This is a genomic window from Mycobacterium sp. 852002-51057_SCH5723018 (assembly GCF_001667035.1).
In the GTDB taxonomy this organism is placed as follows: domain Bacteria; phylum Actinomycetota; class Actinomycetes; order Mycobacteriales; family Mycobacteriaceae; genus Mycobacterium.
This window is the reverse complement of the sequence record NZ_LZIR01000070.1, coordinates 303,862-321,916: the sequence shown is the minus strand read 5'-3', so window position 1 is coordinate 321,916 and position 18,055 is coordinate 303,862. Positions and strand designations below refer to the sequence as shown.

The window sequence follows — 18,055 nt, the reverse complement described above, 5'->3', positions numbered from 1 at the left end:
GGTAGTAGCGTTATCACCGATCTGGTGGAAGGGGTAGCAATGTTGGCGGCCACGCTGCGGGCGACGCGATGCAGCTGCGCTACATAAGCGTCCCGGCGCTCATCGCCGAAGCCGGCGGCGACCCCTGGGCGATCAACCAAAGCCTCCAGGTCGGTCGGCCGGCGCAGATTTCTGATCTCGCCGAGGCTTTCCACGCCGCCGGCCGCTGTACCACCGAGTCCAGCCAGGCCTTCGACGATGCCCGTCGTCGCTTTGCGGCCTCGTGGAACCACGAGAACGGCGAGAACCCGATCAACGACTCCGCCGAGGTGCAGCGGGTGACCCAGTCGCTGGGGGCGCAGTCGTGGCAGTTGCCCAAGATCGGGGCGGATCTGGAAAACGTCGCGACCACCCTGGCCGAGGCCCAACGCACCGGTGCGACGCTGATCTCCACCCTCGAGGGCCAGCTGCAGCAGCTCGACAACGAAATCGGGCAGGCCGTCGAGCTGGAGAAAAACGAGCACCTCAGCGCGGCGGATCGATCGGCGCTGGACGCGTTCATCCGACTGTGCGAAGACGACGCCATCGCCGACACCAAATCGGCGCTGGCCCAGCTGCAGTCGATCCGCGCCGGCTACTCCGACTACCTCAACAAGTCGCTGACCATCCTGCGCACCGACGGCTACGACCCTGCGGCCATCCAGGCCCTCGACGCGCCGGAATCCCCGGCGAAACCCGCTGAGCCGGTACCGCTTCCGCCCCCGGGCACCAGCGCCGAGGACGTCAACCGGTGGTGGAAGACGCTGACCCCCGAGCAACAGCAACAACTGATCGCCGCCCATCCTCCGGACCTGGGGAACCTCAACGGCATTCCCGTCGACGCCCGCGGCACGGTCAACAGCGCCGTGATGAACGACGACCTGCACCGCGTCGAGGACCTGGCGAAAAACGGGGTGACCGTCAAGGACGTGCTCGCCGACCCCGGCAGGTTCGGCCTGTCGCCCTCGGCGATCCTGCGCTACAACAACGCCTGCCAGGCCCGCGACGGCCTGGGCAAGGCGGGACAAACGGTCGACAAGTGGCCCGGCACCCACCCGCCCGTCTACCTGCTGCGCTACGAGCCCGAAGCGTTCGGCGGCGAGGGGGCCGCGGCCATCGCGATCGGCAACCCCGACACCGCGGCCAACACCGCGGTCCTGGTCAAGGGCCTGAGCACTGGCGTGCGGGAGGGCACGCTGTCCAACCCCGACGGCGTGCGGCTGTACGAGGAGACCGCCCGCGCCGACTGGAACAAGGAGACGGCTGTCGTGCTGTGGGTGGGCTACGACGCCCCCAACACCTGGCACGACCCGGGCCTGTACGAGCCGAACATGGCGCGCACCGGCGGCCAGCTGCTGGCCGCCGACCTGAACGCCCTGGGCGTCACCCACCAGGGCGCGCCGACGCACATGACCGTCGTCGGGCACTCCTACGGATCGACCGTCGTCTCGGACGCGGCGGCGGCCTACGGGATGCACAGCAACGACGTGGTGCTGGTCGGTTCGCCGGGCACCGACCTGGCGCATTCGGCGGACGACTTTCACCTGTCGCCGGGCGGGCATCTCTACGTCGGGGCGGCCTCGGCGGATCCGGTGACCTGGTCTCCCGGTGAGGTGCGGGGGCCCGGCCTCATCGGTCCGAACCTGGGCGGACTGGGCGACGACCCGGCGGTCGACGGCTACGGATCCACCCGGTTCAGGGCCGAAAACCCCCAATACACCGCGAATCCGATCTTCGACCACTCCCACTACTTCGACAATGGCTCCGAGTCGTTGTTCAGCATCGCCGACGTGGCGTCCGGACACGGCGATGCGCTGCAACACGACGGCATGACGGCAAGCCATCGCGGCGAATACGGCATCGGTGGCTGGTTCGACCCCGAGGCCTTTCGGCAAGGGACCACCGGCCACGTCCATAGCGGACCGGCCGGCTAACTGGCCACAGAGCGCGAGTGTGATAGGACGTGACGAGTGTGGAACCTGCCCCTACGGATCGCCGCCGCGGCGATAAGCGTCGGCCTGATGCTGAGCGGGTGCTCTGAGGTGCGCCACCCGATCTCGCCGCAGCAGGCCCGCGCCCAGGTCGTCGACGCCTCCCGTGACGTCGTGAACGCGGTGCACGGTGAGGTGACCGAGGCGACGTTCAGCTACGAATCGTGTAATGACCAGGGACAGCCACCTTTTCGCGGCGCCGCGAAGGTGTCGTTCTGGGTGGGCGGCGTCCCGCACGACCAACCCGCCGACCCGCAGGCGGTGATCAAGGCGCTGGTCGCCGACGGCTGGAGCACCGACTCCGACTTCAAATCGCACTCGCCGACGCTGCGCAAAGGGCCGGTCAACATCATCCTCACGGTGCCGCCGCAGCCACCGGCGGGAGTCCAGCTCAAGGGCCACGCGTGGATCGACGTCGACGGCGAATGCCGCGACATCGCCGATCACCGCGGCGACGGCTCCCTTGTGCCGGTCAGTATCGCCAACGAAATCCAGCCGCAATAATGGCGACGAACCCGTGAAGGAGGGTCGACGATGGTAGCCAATCAAGAGGGCATCGGCGTGTTGAAACTCGAGTGCCCGCAACGCCATCCGGTGGGCAGGATCCTCAAGGAGGCCCCGCATCAGTCGGTCCTATACGATCCCGGTGCCTCCTCGGGGCCGCGCCGCTTCTGGCCCGATGAGGACGAGCAGCCAAACTTCAAGGCGCACTGCCGCTTCTGCGAAAAACCGGTGGGCGAGGCAACGGCTACGCTGCAGAGCCAGCTGGCTACCTTGGTTGCGGACACCGCGGCTGGTATCGGGACCGCCACGCTGCAGTACGTTTGACGGGCGGCGGCCCGCCGGGGTCAGGTTGGGGGCGGGGCCGGCTGCTCGGGCGGAATCGCCCCGCCGCAGCCACCAGGCGGTGGCGGCCCCGGGAGAGGTTCGTCGCCGCCGACGCAGTCGTAATAAAATTGAGGGCCGACTATCCAGGTTTTCATCCACTGGTGCCAAAACGACCCGTCGGGGTACTTGTCGCCGTCGCACACGGCCAAATTGCCGTAACCCCATCGACCACCGGGGCAAAAGCCCTTCGTCATGTCGGGCTGGTGCGGGTCAGGCGGATCAGCGCTGGCAACCGGAGCAGATAACACAAACGCCGCAGCACAACCCAATATCGCAGCGCCCTGTCGAGTGAGCTTGAACCTCATTTCGACTCCCTTAAAACGCCCGACGACCCGCGTCGCAGCCACTTTTTGATAACGAAACTCCGAAACTTATATCAAACCCGGCACGCAACCCGCACGAATTCGAGACAAGATCTGATCGTTCCTCTGTCCCCGAAATTGAGATACATCAGCGTCATTTGAGGGTCCGAATCTCCGCGACGCCCAGGATCAGATCAGCGGGCAGATTCGCCGCGCCGCAGGCCGAGCATGATCTGGTGGATCGCGGTGAATAGGTCGCGGCGCACGGCTTTACGTTGGCGGCTTGGAACCTCGGCCAACAAGATCCCGGCATGGGTGATCATGCCGCTGACAACCTGAGTCATTGCATCGACGGGGATATCGTCGGGAAATATGCCCGCGTCGATCAGGCCCTTCAGCAGCAAGCGGACATTGCGACGGGTGTAGTGATCTTCGGATTCGCGCCAGCGCCGCCACCCCAGGCCGACGGGGCCCTCGATGTAAAGGAGGCGGGCGGCAACCCGGTCGAGGGAGACGTCGAGGGTGGCCGAGAGCGCGGCCAGCGCGGCCGCCCACGGATCATCGCCATATCCAGCGGCCGCGTCATATACCTGCTGCTGTGCCGCTTCATTGCATCGGTGTACGACGGCTTCGAAGAGGGCTTGCTTGTCTCGAAAATGGTGATAGACAGCGCCTTTCGTCACGCGTGCGGCGGCTGCGATCTGCGTGATAGAGGTGGACGTAAATCCCTCTTCGGCGAAGGCCTTGGCGGCGGCGTCGAGTATGGCCGCGCGGGTCTGCTCTGCGTACTCCGCGCGGCGACTCTTGACACTGTCCACGGGTAGGAGAATAGTCGCCGATAGACCCCTCGCATACCCGCAGTATGTGACATGCATGCGGTATTTAAACCAGCTGCCGCGAAGGGAGCCAGTCATCCTCATGGACATCGCCGTCCTCGAAACCCACCGTTGCCACGCCACAACCAAATCCGGCCCGGTCAGTTACCTCGACGTCGGACGAGGCCGGCCCGCGGTGTTCATTCACGGCATCCTCGTCAACAGCCTGCTCTGGCGTCAGGTCATTCCCGAGGTCGCCGGAGAACAGCGGCGCTGCATCGCTCTTGACCTCCCCGGACACGGACAGACGCCTGCTGCGCCCGCCGACGCCGACGTGTCGCTGACCGGCCTGGCACGGCGCGTCATCGAGCTGTGCGATCACTTGGGCCTGGATCGTTTGGATCTGGTGGCCAACAACACCGGTGGCGCGGTCGCACAAATTGTCGCCGCTCACCTCGGCGAGCGGTTGTCGACGCTGACGTTGACCAACTGCGACACCGAAGGCAACACCCCGCCCACCCTGTTCAAGCCCTTCGCGATCGCGGCACGGATGGGACTCGTGGCGAAGGTCGGTCCATGGATTGCGTCCAGCCGCGGGGCCATGCTTCGCGGGCTGACCGCAGGTTATCGGCATCCCGGTCGGCTTCCGGCCGAGGTGGTAGATGCCTACTACGGTCCGGTCTTCGGAACACGCGAATCTTCCCAGGCTTTCGCTCGCCTGACGGTAGCCATCTCGTCCGCCGACCTGGCCGCGGTGAGACCCCAACTAAGCCAACTCAAGGTGCCCACGCTCATCGTGTGGGGCACCGGTGATGTGTTCTTCCCGATCAAATGGGGCAAGCGGCTCGCTGAACTGATCCCCGGCACAACGAAGCTCTGCACACTCCGCGGTGCGCGGATGCACTTTCCCGACGAACGCGCGCAGGAGTTCCTGCCAATGCTCCGGCAACACTGGGCGGCCCATCAGTAAGGGGTGGCAGCGCCCCACGCTTACTGAAAGAGTTACAGTACGGACCTTGGCGCCGACGCGAAAGGATCCCCGTGGCGACACCGCACAGCACCCCGCGCCCACCCGAGGGCGATTGGCTGGGAACCCGCTACCTGAAATTCGAGCGCCAGGGACCGATCGCGGTGTGCACGATCGACCGCCCGGAAGCGCGCAACGCCCTGACGCCCGCGATGTACTTCGGGATCCGTTGTGCGGTAGGCCGTCTCAACGAAGACCCGGACCTGGCGGGCCTGCTGATCACCGGTAACGGCGACGTCTTCGCTCCCGGCGGCGACATGGGCGGCGGGGGAGGCACCGACGACTGGATGACCTTCGGCTCGGCGCTGGGCATGGACGTCACGCCGTTCGATGCGGTGCGTACCTCGGCCAAGCCGATCGTGTCTGCGGTCAACGGGCTGTGTCAGGGCGGCGGCATGCAGATCGCGTTGTGCAGCGACCTGTCGGTGGTGAGCGAGCGGGCCACCTTTCGCGTGCCCGAGCTGTTCCGCGGCTACGCCGACACCTATTACAGCCAGATGCTCGTCCGGGTGATCGGGCCGGTTCGCACCCGCGATCTGATGTTCACCGGGCGGGTGCTCAGCGCCGCCGAGGCCCTCGACTGGGGCCTGGTCACTCGGGTGGTGCCCCACGACGACCTGCTCGACATGGCCAAAGCCCTTCTCGCCCAAGCCTGTCGAACCGCGCCACGGGCCCGAGGCGTGATCAAGTCCAGCATCGACAACTACCTCGGGCTGTATGACCGCATCGGCATGACCGCCAGCCTTAGCGACGCCGAGGCCCGGGAAGGGTTCCGCGCCTTCAAGGAGCGCCGCTCGCCCGACTGGGTGCACCCGGAACTGCGGACCGAGGGTCGGCTATAGGTCGATCCATTCCCCGTGCGGGGCAACGCGCAACACTTTGCTGATCCCGGTCTTATCGAACGCCGCGACGAATTCCTCGACGCCTCCACTGAAGTGGGCCCAGCCGCGGCTCCGGGGTTGGTCAGTCGACGAGCGTCGTGGGGCCGCCCAACACACCGATCGCACAGTCGCGCCGCTGCGCGTCAACCTTCGCGTCACTACTCAAACGTTCCGGGAGCGGTTTTGCCAATACGGTTCGCGTAGCGCGGTTTTCAGGATCTTGCCACTCGGGTTGCGGGGGAGTGACGCCACGAAGTCCACGGTGCGCGGGCATTTGAAGCCGGCCAGATGCCGGCGGCAGAATTCGATGATGTCGCCGGGCTCGACCTCGCGGCTAGCCACGACGATGGCCTTGACCGATTCGCCCCAATAGTCGTCGGGAACCCCGATGATCGCGGCGTCTGCGACGGCGGGATGCTCGATCAGCACGCTTTCCACCTCGGGCCCGTACACGTTCTCACCGCCGGTGATGATCATGTCCTTCAAGCGGTCTTCGATGTAGACGTAGCCGTCGGCGTCCAGGCGGCCCACGTCACCGGTGCGCACCCAATCGTCGGCGGTGATCGTCTCGGCGGTCGCCTCCGGCCGATTCAGGTAACCGCTCATGTTCTGGTTGCTGCGCACCCAGATCTCGCCCGCCTCGCCGGTGGGCACGTCGGCGCCGGTCTCGGGATCTACCACGCGAATCTCGGTGCCCAGCACCGCCTTTCCCGCCGACAGCTGCAACGCGGGCCGGGCCGAATCGCGGTGATCGGCGTCGCTCAGCGCGGTGACCGCCCCGCACAGCTCCGTCTGTCCGTACACCTGAACGAAATTCGTGTCCGGCCACGTCTCGAGCGCTCGGTGCAGCAACGGCAGCGGCATGGGGGCGGCACCGTACACGATGTAGCGCAGGCCGGAGAGCGCGGCGCTCGCGGTCTCGCCGGCGTCCAGGAAGCGCGCGATCACGGGCGGCACGAAGAACGCGTGGGTCGCACCGGCCCGCACCGCCTCGATCAACGCCGCCGCCTCGGGCTCGCGGGTCATGATCGTGGGCACTCCCGCCCGGATGCCGAAGAGCGCATAGCCGATCCCGCCCACGTGGAACAGGGGCATACAAACGAGGTTCGCGTCCCCCTCGGCGAACGGAAACGCCGGCGCCAGGTTCACCGCGTGATTGGCCAGCGCGCGCTGGCTCAGCAGCACGCCCTTCGGCCGCCCGGTCGTACCCGAGCTGTAGATCACCAGCGCGGTGTCGCTCTCGTCGATGTCCGCGTCGGGCTGCGCGGGTGACGCTGCGGCGACCAAGGATTCGTACTCGTCGTCGACCACGACGACGCGTTCCACGCCCGGGGCGCGTCCGGCCGCCGCCTCCGCCGCCGGGCGTAGCTCGTCGCCGACGAAAAGCAGACGCGGGCGACTGTCGTCGAGCAGGTGGACGAGCTCGTCGCCGGCCAGCCGCCAGTTGACGACGGTGGTCACCGCGCCGATCGAGGCCGCGGCGAAGAGGACCTCCAGGCAGGCCGGGTGGTTCTTGTCCAGAAACGCCACGCAGTCGCCGCGCCGCACGCCGGCTTGCTGCAGCGCACCGGCCGCGCGGCGTATCCGCTCCGCCCACTGCGCCCAGGACCACTGCCGGTCACCGAAACGCATCGCGATCCCGTCGGGTCGCTGCTGTGCGTGTCGCTCGACGAATCCGGCGAGCGTCTCCGTCGTGCTGGTCGTCGCGTCGCCTGATGGCATGCAGACAGCGTCGCACGCGCGATCCCGCCTGAGAGGTTCGGCCTACCAGCGGTCGGCGCTCAACGCCTTCGATTTGAGTGTGACCTGAGGGCTTTGAGTGTGAGCTGAGGGTGCCCGCGATCGGCGTGTCGCCGCCCTGGGTTCACTCTCAACGCCGTGGGCGCACACTCAACGCGTTCGGCGCCGTGTGCCACCATGACTGTCATGGTGAGCACTGATCGCGCCCGGTCCCGGACCTTCATCGTGACGGGCGCGGCGTCGGGCATCGGCCTGGCCACCGCGCGGCGGCTGCTGGCCGAGGGCGGCTGCGTCATCGGCGCGGACCTGGCCGCTCCGCCTGACCTCGGTGCCGACTTCCATTTCGTGACGGCCGACGTGACCGACGAGGCCGCCGTCGCGGCGGTGCTGGCCGCCGTTCCCGACCGCCTCGACGGCGTCTTCCACGCGGCCGGCGTGGCCGGCGGCGGCCCGGTTCACCTGCTCGACCGGGCCGAGTGGGACCGGGTGATCGGCATCAACCTCACCGGCACGTTCCTGGTGGCCAAGGCGGCCCTGGCCAGGATGATCGAGCAGCCTCGGGTCGACGGCGAACGGGGCTCGATCGTGACCGTCGCCAGCATCGAGGGCCTGGAGGGCACGGCGGGCGGCAGCTCGTACAACGCGGCCAAGGGCGGCGTCGTCCTGCTCACCAAGAACATCGCGCTCGACTACGGGCCCAGCGGCATCCGGGCCAACGCCATCTGCCCCGGCTTCATCGAAACGCCAATGGCGCAAAGCGTTTTCGGTCTGCCGGGGATGGAGGGTCCGCTGGCCTCGATCACCGGGGAGCATGCCCTGCAACGGTTGGGCCGGCCGGAGGAGGTCGCGGCCATGGCGGCCTTCCTGCTGTCGCCCGACGCCTCGTTCGTCAGCGGTCAGGCCATCGCCGTCGACGGCGGCTACACCGCCGGCCGTGATCACGGCGTCGTCAAACTCTTCGGCTTTCCCGAATAAGCCTCTAGGATTCGCGGATGGCCCGTTCCGTCACCCCCGACGAGGCGATCGAGGCGATCCGCGGCACCGGCGGCGCCCAGCCGGGCTGCCGGGCGCTGCACGCCAAAGGCACGCTGTTCCGCGGCACGTTCACCGCGACCCATGAGGCATCCCGGCTTTCGCGCGCACGGCACCTCGACGGCTCGACGGTCCCGGCGCTGATCCGCTTCTCCAACGGATCGGGCAACCCGGCCCAGCGCGACGGCCTGCCCGGGGTGCGGGGGATGGCGGTGAAGTTCACGCTGCCCCACGGGTCCACCACCGACGTCTCGACACAGACCGCGCGGCTGTTCGTGTCCAGCACGCCGGACGGATTCGTCGATCTGCTCAAAGCGATGAGCCCCGGCCTGACCACGCCGCTGCGGATGGGCAAATACTTACTCACCCATCCCCGCCTGCTCCGCGCGCTACCCGTGCTGCGCGACGCCGGCAAGGTCCCGCAAAGCTACGCCACCATCGAATACCACGGCCTGCACGCCTTCCGCTGGGTCGGGGCCGACGGCAGCGCCAGATTCGTTCGCTACCACTGGGTCCCCGCCACGGGGGAGCGGATATCGGGGCCGGCCGCCCACGGCAAGGGCCCCGACTTCCTCACCGACGAGCTGGACGCGCGCCTGGCAAAAGGGCCGGTGTGGTTCGACTTCCGCGTCCAGATCGCCGGCCCGAACGACTCCACCGTCGACCCCTCGGCGCCGTGGGAGAGCAACCAGATCGTCACGGTCGGCACCCTCGAGATCACCGGCCGCGACACCGAGCGCGAGCGCGACGGCGACATCGTCGTGTTCGACCCGATGCGCGTGACCGACGGCATCGAGCCCTCCGACGACCCGGTGCTTCATTTCCGAACCCTGGCGTACTCGGCGTCGGTCAAGCTGCGCAGCGGCGTCGATCGCGGCGCCGAAGCGCCCCCGGTGTGACGAAAGTCGCTCTGTCGCGCGGTTGTTGGCGCAGGGCAGCCGCTTAGCCTCCATTGCGCGGCTCCTCGGCCCGCCCCTACGGGGCGCGCATCGTTCGCCAGGCTAAGCTTGTCCGAAGTGCTGCCTTCCCACATGCTTTTGATCGCCCTGGCCGGGTTCGCCGCCGGCGCCATCAACGCCCTCGTCGGCTCGGGCACCCTGATCACCTTCCCGACGCTCGTCGCGCTCGGCTATCCGCCGGTCACCTCGACCATGTCCAACGCGGTGGGCCTGGTGGCCGGCAGCGTGTCGGGCACCTGGGGCTATCGCGCCGAGCTGCGCGGGCAGTGGGATCGGTTGCGGTGGCAGCTCCCGGCGTCGCTGGCCGGTGCGGTGCTGGGCGCCTTCCTGCTGCTGCATCTGCCCGAGAAGGTGTTCGCCGCGGTCGTGCCGGTGCTGCTGGTGCTGGCCCTGGGGCTGGTGGTGCTGGGACCGCGCATTCAGTCATGGGCCCGCCGGCGCGCGGAGGAGGCCGGCCGCTCACCCGAGCACGTCACGCCGGCGCGGATGGCGGTGCTGGTGCTCGGCACATTCGCCGTCGGCGTTTACGGCGGCTACTTCACCGCCGCGCAGGGGATCCTGCTGGTCGGCGTGATGGGGGCCCTGCTGCCCGAGTCGGTGCAGCGCATGAACGCGGCCAAGAACCTGCTGGCGTTGGTGGTCAATGTGGTTGCGGCGGCGAGCTATTCGTTGGTCGCCTTCCATCGGATCAGCTGGTCGGTGGCCGGCCTCATCGCGGCGGGCTCCCTGATCGGGGGATGGCTGGGGGCGCGGTACGGGCGCCGGCTGTCGCCGAATGCCTTGCGCGCCACCATCGTCGTCGTCGGCCTGATCGGGCTGTACCGCCTGCTCACGGTGGCCTGACGAGCGGTTCAGCTCAGCGTGGCAACGGCGGCCTCGGCGATGACGTCCATCGCGTCCTCGCGTTTGCGCCACGCACGCAGCTGCCGCATCGCCCCGTTGCCCTGGGCGGCGATGCGGTCGAGTTCCGCTACGGCGCGCTCGTATTCGCCCAACGCCTCGAGCGCTGGGCGCACCCGGTGTACCAGCGCGTCCAGCTGCTCGCGGGCCGGCACCGCGCCGCGGCCTCCGAACAGGTCGAGCCCTCGTCCCGACAGCCCGTCGTGGGCGGCCTTCCAGTACGCCGCCCGCAGCGCGGCGGGCGGCAGGCGGCCGGTCCCCCCACCCCTTTCGGGTCGCGCTCGGCTTTCCTCGAGCGCCGTCATCACCGCGGCCCGCACCAGCGTGGCGAGCAGCACCGTTTCCGCGACGGTCGCGGGCACGTCGGCCACGCGCACCTCGATCGTCGGAAAGTTCTCCGACGGGCGCACGTCCCAATAGACCATCTTTCGATCGAGGATCACCTCGCTGTCGATGAGCATGCGCACCGTGCGGTCGTACTCGTCGGGCGTGGGGAAGAACGGCGGCGGCCCGGCGACCGGCCAGCGGCGCCACAGCATGCTGCGCCAGCTCGCGTACCCGCTGTCCGCGTTGCGATACACCGGCGAATTGGCCGACAAGGCAAGCAGCGACGGCAGCCACGGCCGCAGCCAATTGCTGACATGGACGGCGGCCGCGCGGTCGGGTACCTCGACGTGCACGTGACACCCGCAGATGCCCTGCTCGTGCGCGACCATCCCGTACTCCGCACCGATCCGCCGGTATCGCGGGGTGTCGGTGACGGGGAACTCGTGCGGCGTGACGGGCGGCAGTCCGGAGGCCAAGAGCCGGACCCCGCTGGCCTCGGCGGCCCGCGCCGCGCCGCGGCGCAGCTTGGTGAGCTGCTCGTGGAGCTCCGCGCTGGTGGTCGCGACGCCGGAGGTGGTTTCCACCTGGCAGCTGCTCAGCTCCAGCTGCAGCTCGACACCTTGGCGCTTGGCCTCCTCGGCCACCGCGGTGTTGCGGGGGGCCGGTTCGCCGGTCCGCGGATCGACGAGGAGGAACTCTTCCTCCGCTCCGAAGGTGGGCCCCAAACTGGGAATTCGCTCCGCTATTACCAGCGGGCGGGCGCCGCGAGCGCGCTGTCCGCGGTCGGGTAGATCGGCAGCACGGCGCTCAGGCCGCACGCGTCGATGATCCGGGCGACGATCGGGTCGCGGCTCACCACGCGCAGTTCGATGCCGCGCTCGTTACACCGTCGCGCCTCCTCGGCGAGAACCGCGAACGCGCAGCATCCCATGAAATCGAGTCCCGTGACGTCGACCACGAAAGGACCCGGGGCGATGACGACGTTGGCCGCCTCGCTGACCAGCTGCCTCCAGGTGTTCTCGTTGCAGGCGTCGACCTCACCGCCGGCGTTGATCAGCACCGCCGGGCCACTGCGGTCGGTAGTCGCTCGCAGCGTGCTGCGTGGATTGCCCAGCTGGTAGACCAAACGTGTGCTCAGCATGAGGTGGTGGCTGGACATCGGTTCCGCGATAACGCTCATGATGGACTCCTAATCTACCGGCGCGTGGGATGCCGGGACGGTGCCCGTCCTTCTGTCTGAAGACCGACGATTCGCGAACTGCGAATTTCTTTTTTATAACGAGACAGGGTGGTCTGTCTAGCTGTCGCAGCCTAAGAGTATGGTAAGGCTGGCTATGACCAGCGACGATGTCCCCACGCCAGCCGTATCGGCTCGTGAACGCATCCTGACCGCGGCCTATGAGCTGTTCAGCCGGCGCGGGATCCGCTCGGTGGGCACCGACGAGGTGATCGCGCGCGCCGGCGTGGCACGGGCCACCCTTTACCGTCATTTCGCGACTAAGGACGAGCTCGTGCTGGCCGTGTTGCAGCGGCGCGAAGAGGTGTGGACGCACGGCCTGATCGAGGAGCAGTCGCGGCGGCGCGGCGAGACGCCGGAGGAGCAGCTGCTGGCGATCTTCGACGTCATGCACGACTGGTTTCAGCTGCGCGACGGATACGAGGGGTGCTCGTTCATCAACGTGTTGCTCGAGTTTGGTGCGGACCATCCGATAGGACAGGCCTGCATCGCCCACATCGACCACGTCCGCGACATCGTGCGGCACCGGGCCGTCGCGGCGGGTCTGAGCGATGTCGAGGACTTCGCGTCGTCCTGGCACATCCTGATGAAGGGCGCCATCATCTTGGCCGCGGTGGGTGACGTGGACGCCGCCCTGCGTGCCCGCAGGATGGCCGGCGCCCTGATCGCGCAGCACCGGCCCGCGGCGCCGGAGGACCTCGGCGAGGCGGTAGGTTAGCCGGCCGGGGATCTCAGGCGGCGTCGGCCGCTTCGCTACCGGTTTTGCGGTAGTGCTCGGCCTCCAGTTCGGCGATCGCGCGCGACGTGCGTTCGCGCAGCACGATCGCGGCCGTCAGCCCGCACACGACGGCGATCACCAGCCCGATCCAGGAAAACCGCTCCAGCCAGCGTTCGGCGGCCATCCCGGCGAAGTAGACGAGCGCGGTGGTGCCGCCCGCCCAGCAGATCCCGCCGGAGACGTTGGCGACAAGGAAGCGCGGGTAGGGCATCTTCAGCGCGCCAGCCAGCGGCCCGGCGAAGATCCGCAGCAGCGCGATGAAGCGGCCGAAGAACACGGCACGGGCGCCCCAGCGGTTGAACAGCTTTTCGGCGAGCGCGACGTGTCCGGGGCCGAAGTGCTTGGGGAACCGCCGGCCAAGCCGGTCGAAGAGCGGCATGCCGAACCGTCGCCCAACCGCGTAGCCGATCGAGTCGCCGACCACGGCGCCGATCACGGCGGCGGCGCCGACACCGACGGGATTGACGGCCAGGTCGTGGTGCGACGACATCAGCGCGGCGCTGACCAGCACGATCTCGCCGGGAAGGGGAATGCCCAGACTTTCCACTCCGACCACGCCGCCGACCACCAGATAGACCAACAGCGGCGGGATCGACTGCAGCAAAGCCTCCACATTCATGGCTCAAGGATGCCTGACCGGTCGTCGAACCGCGCCGCAATGTCTTCGCTGGGCGCCGCGAGGGGGGCCAGCCGCGGCCGCTTGGGCACCCGCCCGTCGGCCGACGATTTGCCGCGCAGGCGTCGCCACACCCACGGCATGAACTTTTGCTGGGTCCAGCGCAGCTGCCCGTACGTTCGCGTCCTCAACGAAAGCCGCGTGGGACTGCCGCTGGCTACGGCCCAATCATGGTTGCTGCCAGGCAAATCGAGGGCCTCGGCGGCGGCCTCGGCGAACAGGATGTGCCCCTTGGTGGAGGCGTGCACGCGGTCGATGTCCCAGGTGTCCAGGTCGCGCATCGAGGGCGCATGGTAGAGGTCCACCAGCCTGAAGCCGTGTTGGTCGGCCGCCGTTCGGATCGCATCGTTGATGCGGGCAAGCCGCCCGGACACCAGCCGGCCGAGCGGGAGGAACTGCGCGACGTTGGGGAACGTCGTCGTGACCACCGTCGCCCCGGATTCGGCCAGCGCGGCGTGAACCTCGTCGAGGTCGGTCAGGGCGCGGCCGAAGGATCGTCCCGGCTGGATGACGTCGTTCATCCCGACGCACACGGTGATCAGGTCCGGCCGCATGTCCAGCGCCCGTGGGACCTGCTCGCGCAGCACGTCGGCCACCAGCTTGCCGCGGATCGCCAGGTTGGCGTAGTGCAAACCGGGATAGAGCGAGTCGAGCAGCACCGCGAGCCGGTCGGCGAATCCCAGCAGGCCGACAGCGTCGTCGCCGTCCCACAAGCCCTCGGTCTGGCTGTCCCCGATGGCGACGTATCGGCTGTATCCGGTCCCAATAGCCCCGCACACGAAGCCGAGACTAATAGGTGGGCGCGCTACCGTGGCGCTGGCTCGACGGGAGGAGGGGCAGTGCAATTCAACCTCGCCCAGGTGTTCGGTGCGGTCGCGGAGGCCAACCCCGACCGGGACTGCATCGTGTTCGGCGATCGGCGCCTGACCTTCGCGCAGACCGACGAACGCGCGCGCCGCTTCGCCCGGGCGCTGCACGACTGGGGGCTGGGCGTGCGGCGCGAACGCGCGGAGTTGGCGCCGCACGAATCGGGCCAGAGCCACCTCGGTCTGTACCTGGCGAATTGCAACGAGTTCCTCGAGGCGATGCTCGGCGCGTACCAGGCACGTGTCGCCCCGTTCAACGTCAACTACCGCTACGTTGCCGACGAACTGGTGTATCTGCTGGACAATGCCGGCGCTGACGCGGTGATGTACCACGCGCGGTTCGCGCCGACGCTGGGGACGGCGCTGCAGAAGCTGCCCCGCCCGGTGCGGCTGATCCATGTCGACGACGGCTCGGGCAACGACCCGCTGCCCGGGGCGGTGCGCTACGAGGAGTTGCTCGCCTCGGTGTCCGACGGGCCGCTGGATCTGGTCCCGTCACCCGACGATCTCTATGTGCTCTACACCGGCGGCACCACCGGGATGCCCAAGGCGGTGCTGTGGCGCCAGCACGACATCTACATGAATGCGATGGGCGGCCGGAATTTCGGCACCGGCGAGGTGGTGCGCAGCCTGGACGAGATCGTCGAGCGCTCCCGCCCCGACGGGCCCGGTTCGATGACGTGCGCGCCGCTGATGCACGGCGCGGCGCAGTGGGCGGCGTTCATCAACCTGTGCAACGGCCGCCCGTTCGTGATGGCGCCGACGACCACCCACTTCGACCCGGCCGAGGCGTGGGCGCTGGCCAGCCGCGAACGCGTGGTGTCGCTGTCGATCGTCGGCGATGCGTTTGGGCGGCCCCTGCTCGACGAATTGGAAACCGGCGATTACGACCTATCGGGGCTGCTGGTGCTGGTGACCGGCGGCGCGGCGCTCAGTGCGCCGCTCAAGAAGCGATTCGTCGAGCTGCTGCCGAACCTGACGATCCTGGACGCCGGCGGGTCATCGGAATCCGGCTCGCAGATGGGCCAGGTGTCCAGCCGCCTGCAGAACGCGAGCGGTCGCTTCGCCCCAAACCCCGGCGCGGTGGTCGTCAGTTCGGACACGACGCGGCTGCTGGCGCCGGGCGACGACGAAATCGGCTGGCTCGCCCAACAGGGCCCGATACCGCTGGGGTACCTCGGCGATCCGCAGAAGACCGCGCGCACGTTCCCCGTGATCGAGGGGATCAGGCACTCGGTGCCCGGCGACCGGGCCCGCTGGCACGCCGACGGCGAGATCGAGCTGCTGGGCCGCGACTCGGTGACCATCAACTCCGGTGGCGAGAAGATCTTCGCCGAAGAGGTCGAGGCCGCGATCGCCGAGCATCCCGCCGTCTACGACGTCGTGGTGACGAGCCGGCCGAGCGTCCGGTGGGGAAACGAGGTGGTGGCGCTGGTGCAGCTGACTGATGGGCAGCCCGCGGACGCCGACAGCATCATCGCGGAGGCCGCTCGGCATATCGCGCGCTACAAGTTGCCGAAGGCGATCGTCTTCTGCGACCGGCTGCAACGCTCGCCGTCCGGAAAGGCCGATTACCGGTGGGCGAAAGCCCAAGTGGCGCAGGGCGGCTAGGCTTCGCCTGATCTCATCCGCCGCTGGGCGCCGCCTCAGCCGGCGAAACGCGGTGTCCGGTGCGGTATCTCCGGTCGCAGGAAGACGTCGTTGAGCGTCACGGTCCGCAGTCTGCGCGATCGGATGATGTCCACAAGCTGGCCATAGACATGGGTGATCGGTGGGTGGTTGAGGTGGCCGATCACGATGTTCTGCGGCGCGAAGGACTGGTGCGCCAGCCGGACAATCTGGTCCTCGGAAAGCACTGCGGAGTCTCGCAAGTCGCCGCTCCACAGCGTGGGAATCTGGTAGCCCAGATCGGCCGCGACCGCGTCGACCACGGAGTTGTGATGGCCGTATGGCGGCCGGAAGTACGGGGCGGCGTCCACGCCGTAGGTGTTGCGCAGGAACGCGTCGGTGCGACCGAGTTCGTCGGCGATCTGGCTCGGCGACAGATTCGTCAAATCCGGGTGGCTCCACGTGTGGTTGGCCAGCTGAATCTGCCCGGATTCCACCAGCGGTCGAAGCAAGGCGGAATTCTCGGTCCAGGAGCGAAAGGAGCCCGTGACGAAGTAGGTGAGCCGCACGCCGGTGTCCTTGGCGAATTGGGTGTAGAGCCGCACCACGTCGGTGTTGACACCGTCATCGACCGTCCATGCCATGAGATCGGTGCCCGGAAGCTTGGCCAGCGCCGCGCCACCCGGCAGCGGGATGCGCGATCCCCGGGCCGGGGGCGGCAATAGTGGCGGCAGGGCCGGAGTGATCGGGTTGGGCACGGATCCGGCCACGTCTCCATGGGCGACCGTCTCGCTTGGACCGCCGCCGGAGTACCACGAGATCCCCGTCACGGCCACCGTCGCGGCCACCGCGACCAGGAACCGCCGCCGATCCAGTTCGCTCACGCTGGAACGCTAAGCTGCCCCCCACCGCGGTCCCGGCACATCCGTCGAGTGTTCCTGCGTGGAGATGAACTTGTGACTTTCTCGCTATGCCTGGTCAACCCGCAACCGGGCGACCTCGTGGCGTCACGCCGCCTCCTCGGTGAATCCGGGCCCCAGGTCCGGCAGGTGCTCCCACTCCGAGTCGCCGATATCGCGCAGCGTGCCGCCGGTCGACAGTACGCGCAACGAGATCCGCGCCAGTTCGTCGACGCTGATCGCTTGCGTAACGGCCTGCTGAATGGTGTTGGGCACGCCCGGGCGGTCGCCGCCCTGTCGGGCAAGGCGCCGTCGCCGACCTACGTCGGCGCCGTCGACCGGTTGATCGACGAGAGCATCGACCGCGCGCGGCGGGGCTCAAAAACCCTTAGCGGCCAAGGCTTTACCGTCGGCCACATAGATCCCGGCCAGCCAGATGTGCACCAGCATGTCGATCACCCGGTTTTCGGGGATCGCTTCCTCCTCGGCGGTGAACGTCGCGGCCATCACCCGCTCGTTCAACATGTTCAGCGCGACGGACAGGTCCTCGGCCGGGAAGGTGTCCGGAGCGGCGCCCCGCTTACGCTCCGCCTTGATCGCCGCCGTGGTGTAGGAAACCCACTTTTGCATCAGCGCCGACCACCGCTGCCGGACCTCCGGGTTGGTGGATTTCGCCGCGGCCCCGGCCACGGCGACCGCCCGACGCGATCCCGACACCTCGAAGAAAGCCTCGATGCGCGCCCGCCAGAGCGTCGCCGGGTCGCCGGGCAATTGCGGGCCCAGCGCCGCGAGCGCCGCGTGCGCCTTGTGGTTCATCTGATCCAGCAGCCACAACAACACCGCGTTCTTCGACTGGAAGTAGAAGTAGAAGGTGGGTCGGGAGATGCCGGCGCCTTTTGCCAGATCGTCGACGGAAAAGTCGGCCAGCGGTCGCTCCTTCAGGAGCCGTTCCGCGGTGGCCAGGATCGCTTGTTTCCGGCCATCGCCGGAGTGGTGCGACGACCGGCGGCCCCGGGAGGCGTGCATGTACTCGGCCTGCGTCGAGCGGTCGGACACGTAGTTACTTTATGGACACGTGGAGATATGTCAAAGAAATTGTTGATTAAAACCA

20 protein-coding genes are annotated in these 18,055 nt (G+C 68.2%); 10 read left to right on the top strand and 10 right to left on the bottom strand.

The features are described from left to right. The first annotated feature begins 68 nt into the window (after nucleotides 1-68). The 3 genes from A5764_RS14600 to A5764_RS14590 are packed head-to-tail and all read left to right on the top strand — an operon-like array spanning nucleotide 69 to nucleotide 2,837. A complete protein-coding gene (locus A5764_RS14600; protein ID WP_067114192.1) occupies nucleotides 69-1,952 on the top strand; it encodes an alpha/beta hydrolase in 1,884 nt (627 codons plus the stop codon). Nucleotides 1,953-1,988: 36 nt separating this feature from the next. Continuing rightward, entirely contained in the window at nucleotides 1,989-2,513 is a 525-nt protein-coding gene (locus tag A5764_RS14595) for a hypothetical protein (protein ID WP_197501399.1), read from the top strand. Between the two features lie 30 nt (nucleotides 2,514-2,543). Then, nucleotides 2,544-2,837, top strand: coding sequence for a hypothetical protein (locus tag A5764_RS14590; protein ID WP_067114191.1), 294 nt, complete (start codon nucleotides 2,544-2,546; stop codon nucleotides 2,835-2,837). 20 nt (nucleotides 2,838-2,857) lie between these two features. Here A5764_RS14590 and A5764_RS27510 read toward each other — a convergent pair whose 3' ends face one another. After that, nucleotides 2,858-3,202 (bottom strand): hypothetical protein, encoded by a 345-nt coding sequence (locus A5764_RS27510; protein ID WP_082951696.1) that lies wholly within the window; start codon nucleotides 3,200-3,202, stop codon nucleotides 2,858-2,860. Between the two features lie 191 nt (nucleotides 3,203-3,393). Beyond that, nucleotides 3,394-4,017, bottom strand: coding sequence for a TetR/AcrR family transcriptional regulator (locus A5764_RS14585; protein WP_067114190.1), 624 nt, complete (start codon nucleotides 4,015-4,017; stop codon nucleotides 3,394-3,396). A gap of 100 nt (nucleotides 4,018-4,117) precedes the next feature. Here A5764_RS14585 and A5764_RS14580 point away from each other — a divergent pair, with 100 nt between their 5' ends. Continuing rightward, nucleotides 4,118-4,984: an alpha/beta fold hydrolase gene (locus A5764_RS14580; protein ID WP_067114189.1), complete on the top strand. Its 867-nt coding sequence runs from the start codon at nucleotides 4,118-4,120 to the stop codon at nucleotides 4,982-4,984. Between the two features lie 71 nt (nucleotides 4,985-5,055). Continuing rightward, nucleotides 5,056-5,883 carry an enoyl-CoA hydratase/isomerase family protein gene (locus A5764_RS14575; RefSeq protein ID WP_156664671.1) on the top strand — a complete coding sequence of 276 codons (828 nt, stop codon included), beginning with the start codon at nucleotides 5,056-5,058 and terminating at the stop codon, nucleotides 5,881-5,883. Between the two features lie 201 nt (nucleotides 5,884-6,084). Here the strand turns inward: A5764_RS14575 and A5764_RS14570 are convergent, their stop codons facing one another. After that, a complete protein-coding gene (locus tag A5764_RS14570; RefSeq protein WP_067114187.1) occupies nucleotides 6,085-7,644 on the bottom strand; it encodes a long-chain fatty acid--CoA ligase in 1,560 nt (519 codons plus the stop codon). A 195-nt stretch (nucleotides 7,645-7,839) separates the two neighbouring features. Between A5764_RS14570 and A5764_RS14565 the strand changes: the two genes are divergently transcribed. From A5764_RS14565 to A5764_RS14555, 3 genes are all read left to right on the top strand, one after another. Continuing rightward, nucleotides 7,840-8,637 (top strand): SDR family NAD(P)-dependent oxidoreductase, encoded by a 798-nt coding sequence (locus A5764_RS14565; protein ID WP_197501396.1) that lies wholly within the window; start codon nucleotides 7,840-7,842, stop codon nucleotides 8,635-8,637. Between the two features lie 17 nt (nucleotides 8,638-8,654). Beyond that, nucleotides 8,655-9,593: a catalase family peroxidase gene (locus tag A5764_RS14560; protein ID WP_067114185.1), complete on the top strand. Its 939-nt coding sequence runs from the start codon at nucleotides 8,655-8,657 to the stop codon at nucleotides 9,591-9,593. Nucleotides 9,594-9,725: 132 nt separating this feature from the next. After that, nucleotides 9,726-10,496 carry a sulfite exporter TauE/SafE family protein gene (locus tag A5764_RS14555; protein ID WP_067114184.1) on the top strand — a complete coding sequence of 257 codons (771 nt, stop codon included), beginning with the start codon at nucleotides 9,726-9,728 and terminating at the stop codon, nucleotides 10,494-10,496. Between the two features lie 8 nt (nucleotides 10,497-10,504). Here A5764_RS14555 and A5764_RS14550 read toward each other — a convergent pair whose 3' ends face one another. After that, on the bottom strand, nucleotides 10,505-11,605 hold the full coding sequence (locus A5764_RS14550) for a glutamate--cysteine ligase (protein WP_067114183.1): 1,101 nt from the start codon (nucleotides 11,603-11,605) through the stop codon (nucleotides 10,505-10,507). Between the two features lie 20 nt (nucleotides 11,606-11,625). Further along, nucleotides 11,626-12,060: an anti-sigma factor antagonist gene (locus tag A5764_RS14545; RefSeq protein WP_231989709.1), complete on the bottom strand. Its 435-nt coding sequence runs from the start codon at nucleotides 12,058-12,060 to the stop codon at nucleotides 11,626-11,628. 154 nt (nucleotides 12,061-12,214) lie between these two features. Between A5764_RS14545 and A5764_RS14540 the strand changes: the two genes are divergently transcribed. Next, nucleotides 12,215-12,835: a TetR/AcrR family transcriptional regulator gene (locus A5764_RS14540; protein WP_067114181.1), complete on the top strand. Its 621-nt coding sequence runs from the start codon at nucleotides 12,215-12,217 to the stop codon at nucleotides 12,833-12,835. A gap of 13 nt (nucleotides 12,836-12,848) precedes the next feature. Here the strand turns inward: A5764_RS14540 and A5764_RS14535 are convergent, their stop codons facing one another. Then, nucleotides 12,849-13,514, bottom strand: coding sequence for a DedA family protein (locus A5764_RS14535; protein WP_067114180.1), 666 nt, complete (start codon nucleotides 13,512-13,514; stop codon nucleotides 12,849-12,851). Further along, the gene (locus A5764_RS14530) at nucleotides 13,511-14,350 is read right to left on the bottom strand and encodes an SGNH/GDSL hydrolase family protein (protein WP_067114179.1); all 840 of its coding nucleotides are present in this window, start codon (nucleotides 14,348-14,350) and stop codon (nucleotides 13,511-13,513) included. Before A5764_RS14530 ends, A5764_RS14535 begins: the two co-directional genes overlap by 4 nt. 60 nt (nucleotides 14,351-14,410) lie before the next feature. Here A5764_RS14530 and A5764_RS14525 point away from each other — a divergent pair, with 60 nt between their 5' ends. Beyond that, on the top strand, nucleotides 14,411-16,048 hold the full coding sequence (locus A5764_RS14525) for an acyl-CoA synthetase (protein WP_067114178.1): 1,638 nt from the start codon (nucleotides 14,411-14,413) through the stop codon (nucleotides 16,046-16,048). Between the two features lie 35 nt (nucleotides 16,049-16,083). Here the strand turns inward: A5764_RS14525 and A5764_RS14520 are convergent, their stop codons facing one another. From A5764_RS14520 to A5764_RS14515, 3 genes are all read right to left on the bottom strand, one after another. Further along, complete coding sequence (locus A5764_RS14520; RefSeq protein ID WP_067114252.1) at nucleotides 16,084-16,920, bottom strand: polysaccharide deacetylase family protein; 837 nt, start codon at nucleotides 16,918-16,920, stop codon at nucleotides 16,084-16,086. A gap of 132 nt (nucleotides 16,921-17,052) precedes the next feature. Further along, entirely contained in the window at nucleotides 17,053-17,220 is a 168-nt protein-coding gene (locus A5764_RS27505; protein ID WP_369807320.1) for a hypothetical protein, read from the bottom strand. 102 nt (nucleotides 17,221-17,322) lie between these two features. Further along, on the bottom strand, nucleotides 17,323-17,970 hold the full coding sequence (locus A5764_RS14515) for a TetR/AcrR family transcriptional regulator (RefSeq protein WP_067114251.1): 648 nt from the start codon (nucleotides 17,968-17,970) through the stop codon (nucleotides 17,323-17,325). Nucleotides 17,971-18,055: the final 85 nt, after the last annotated feature.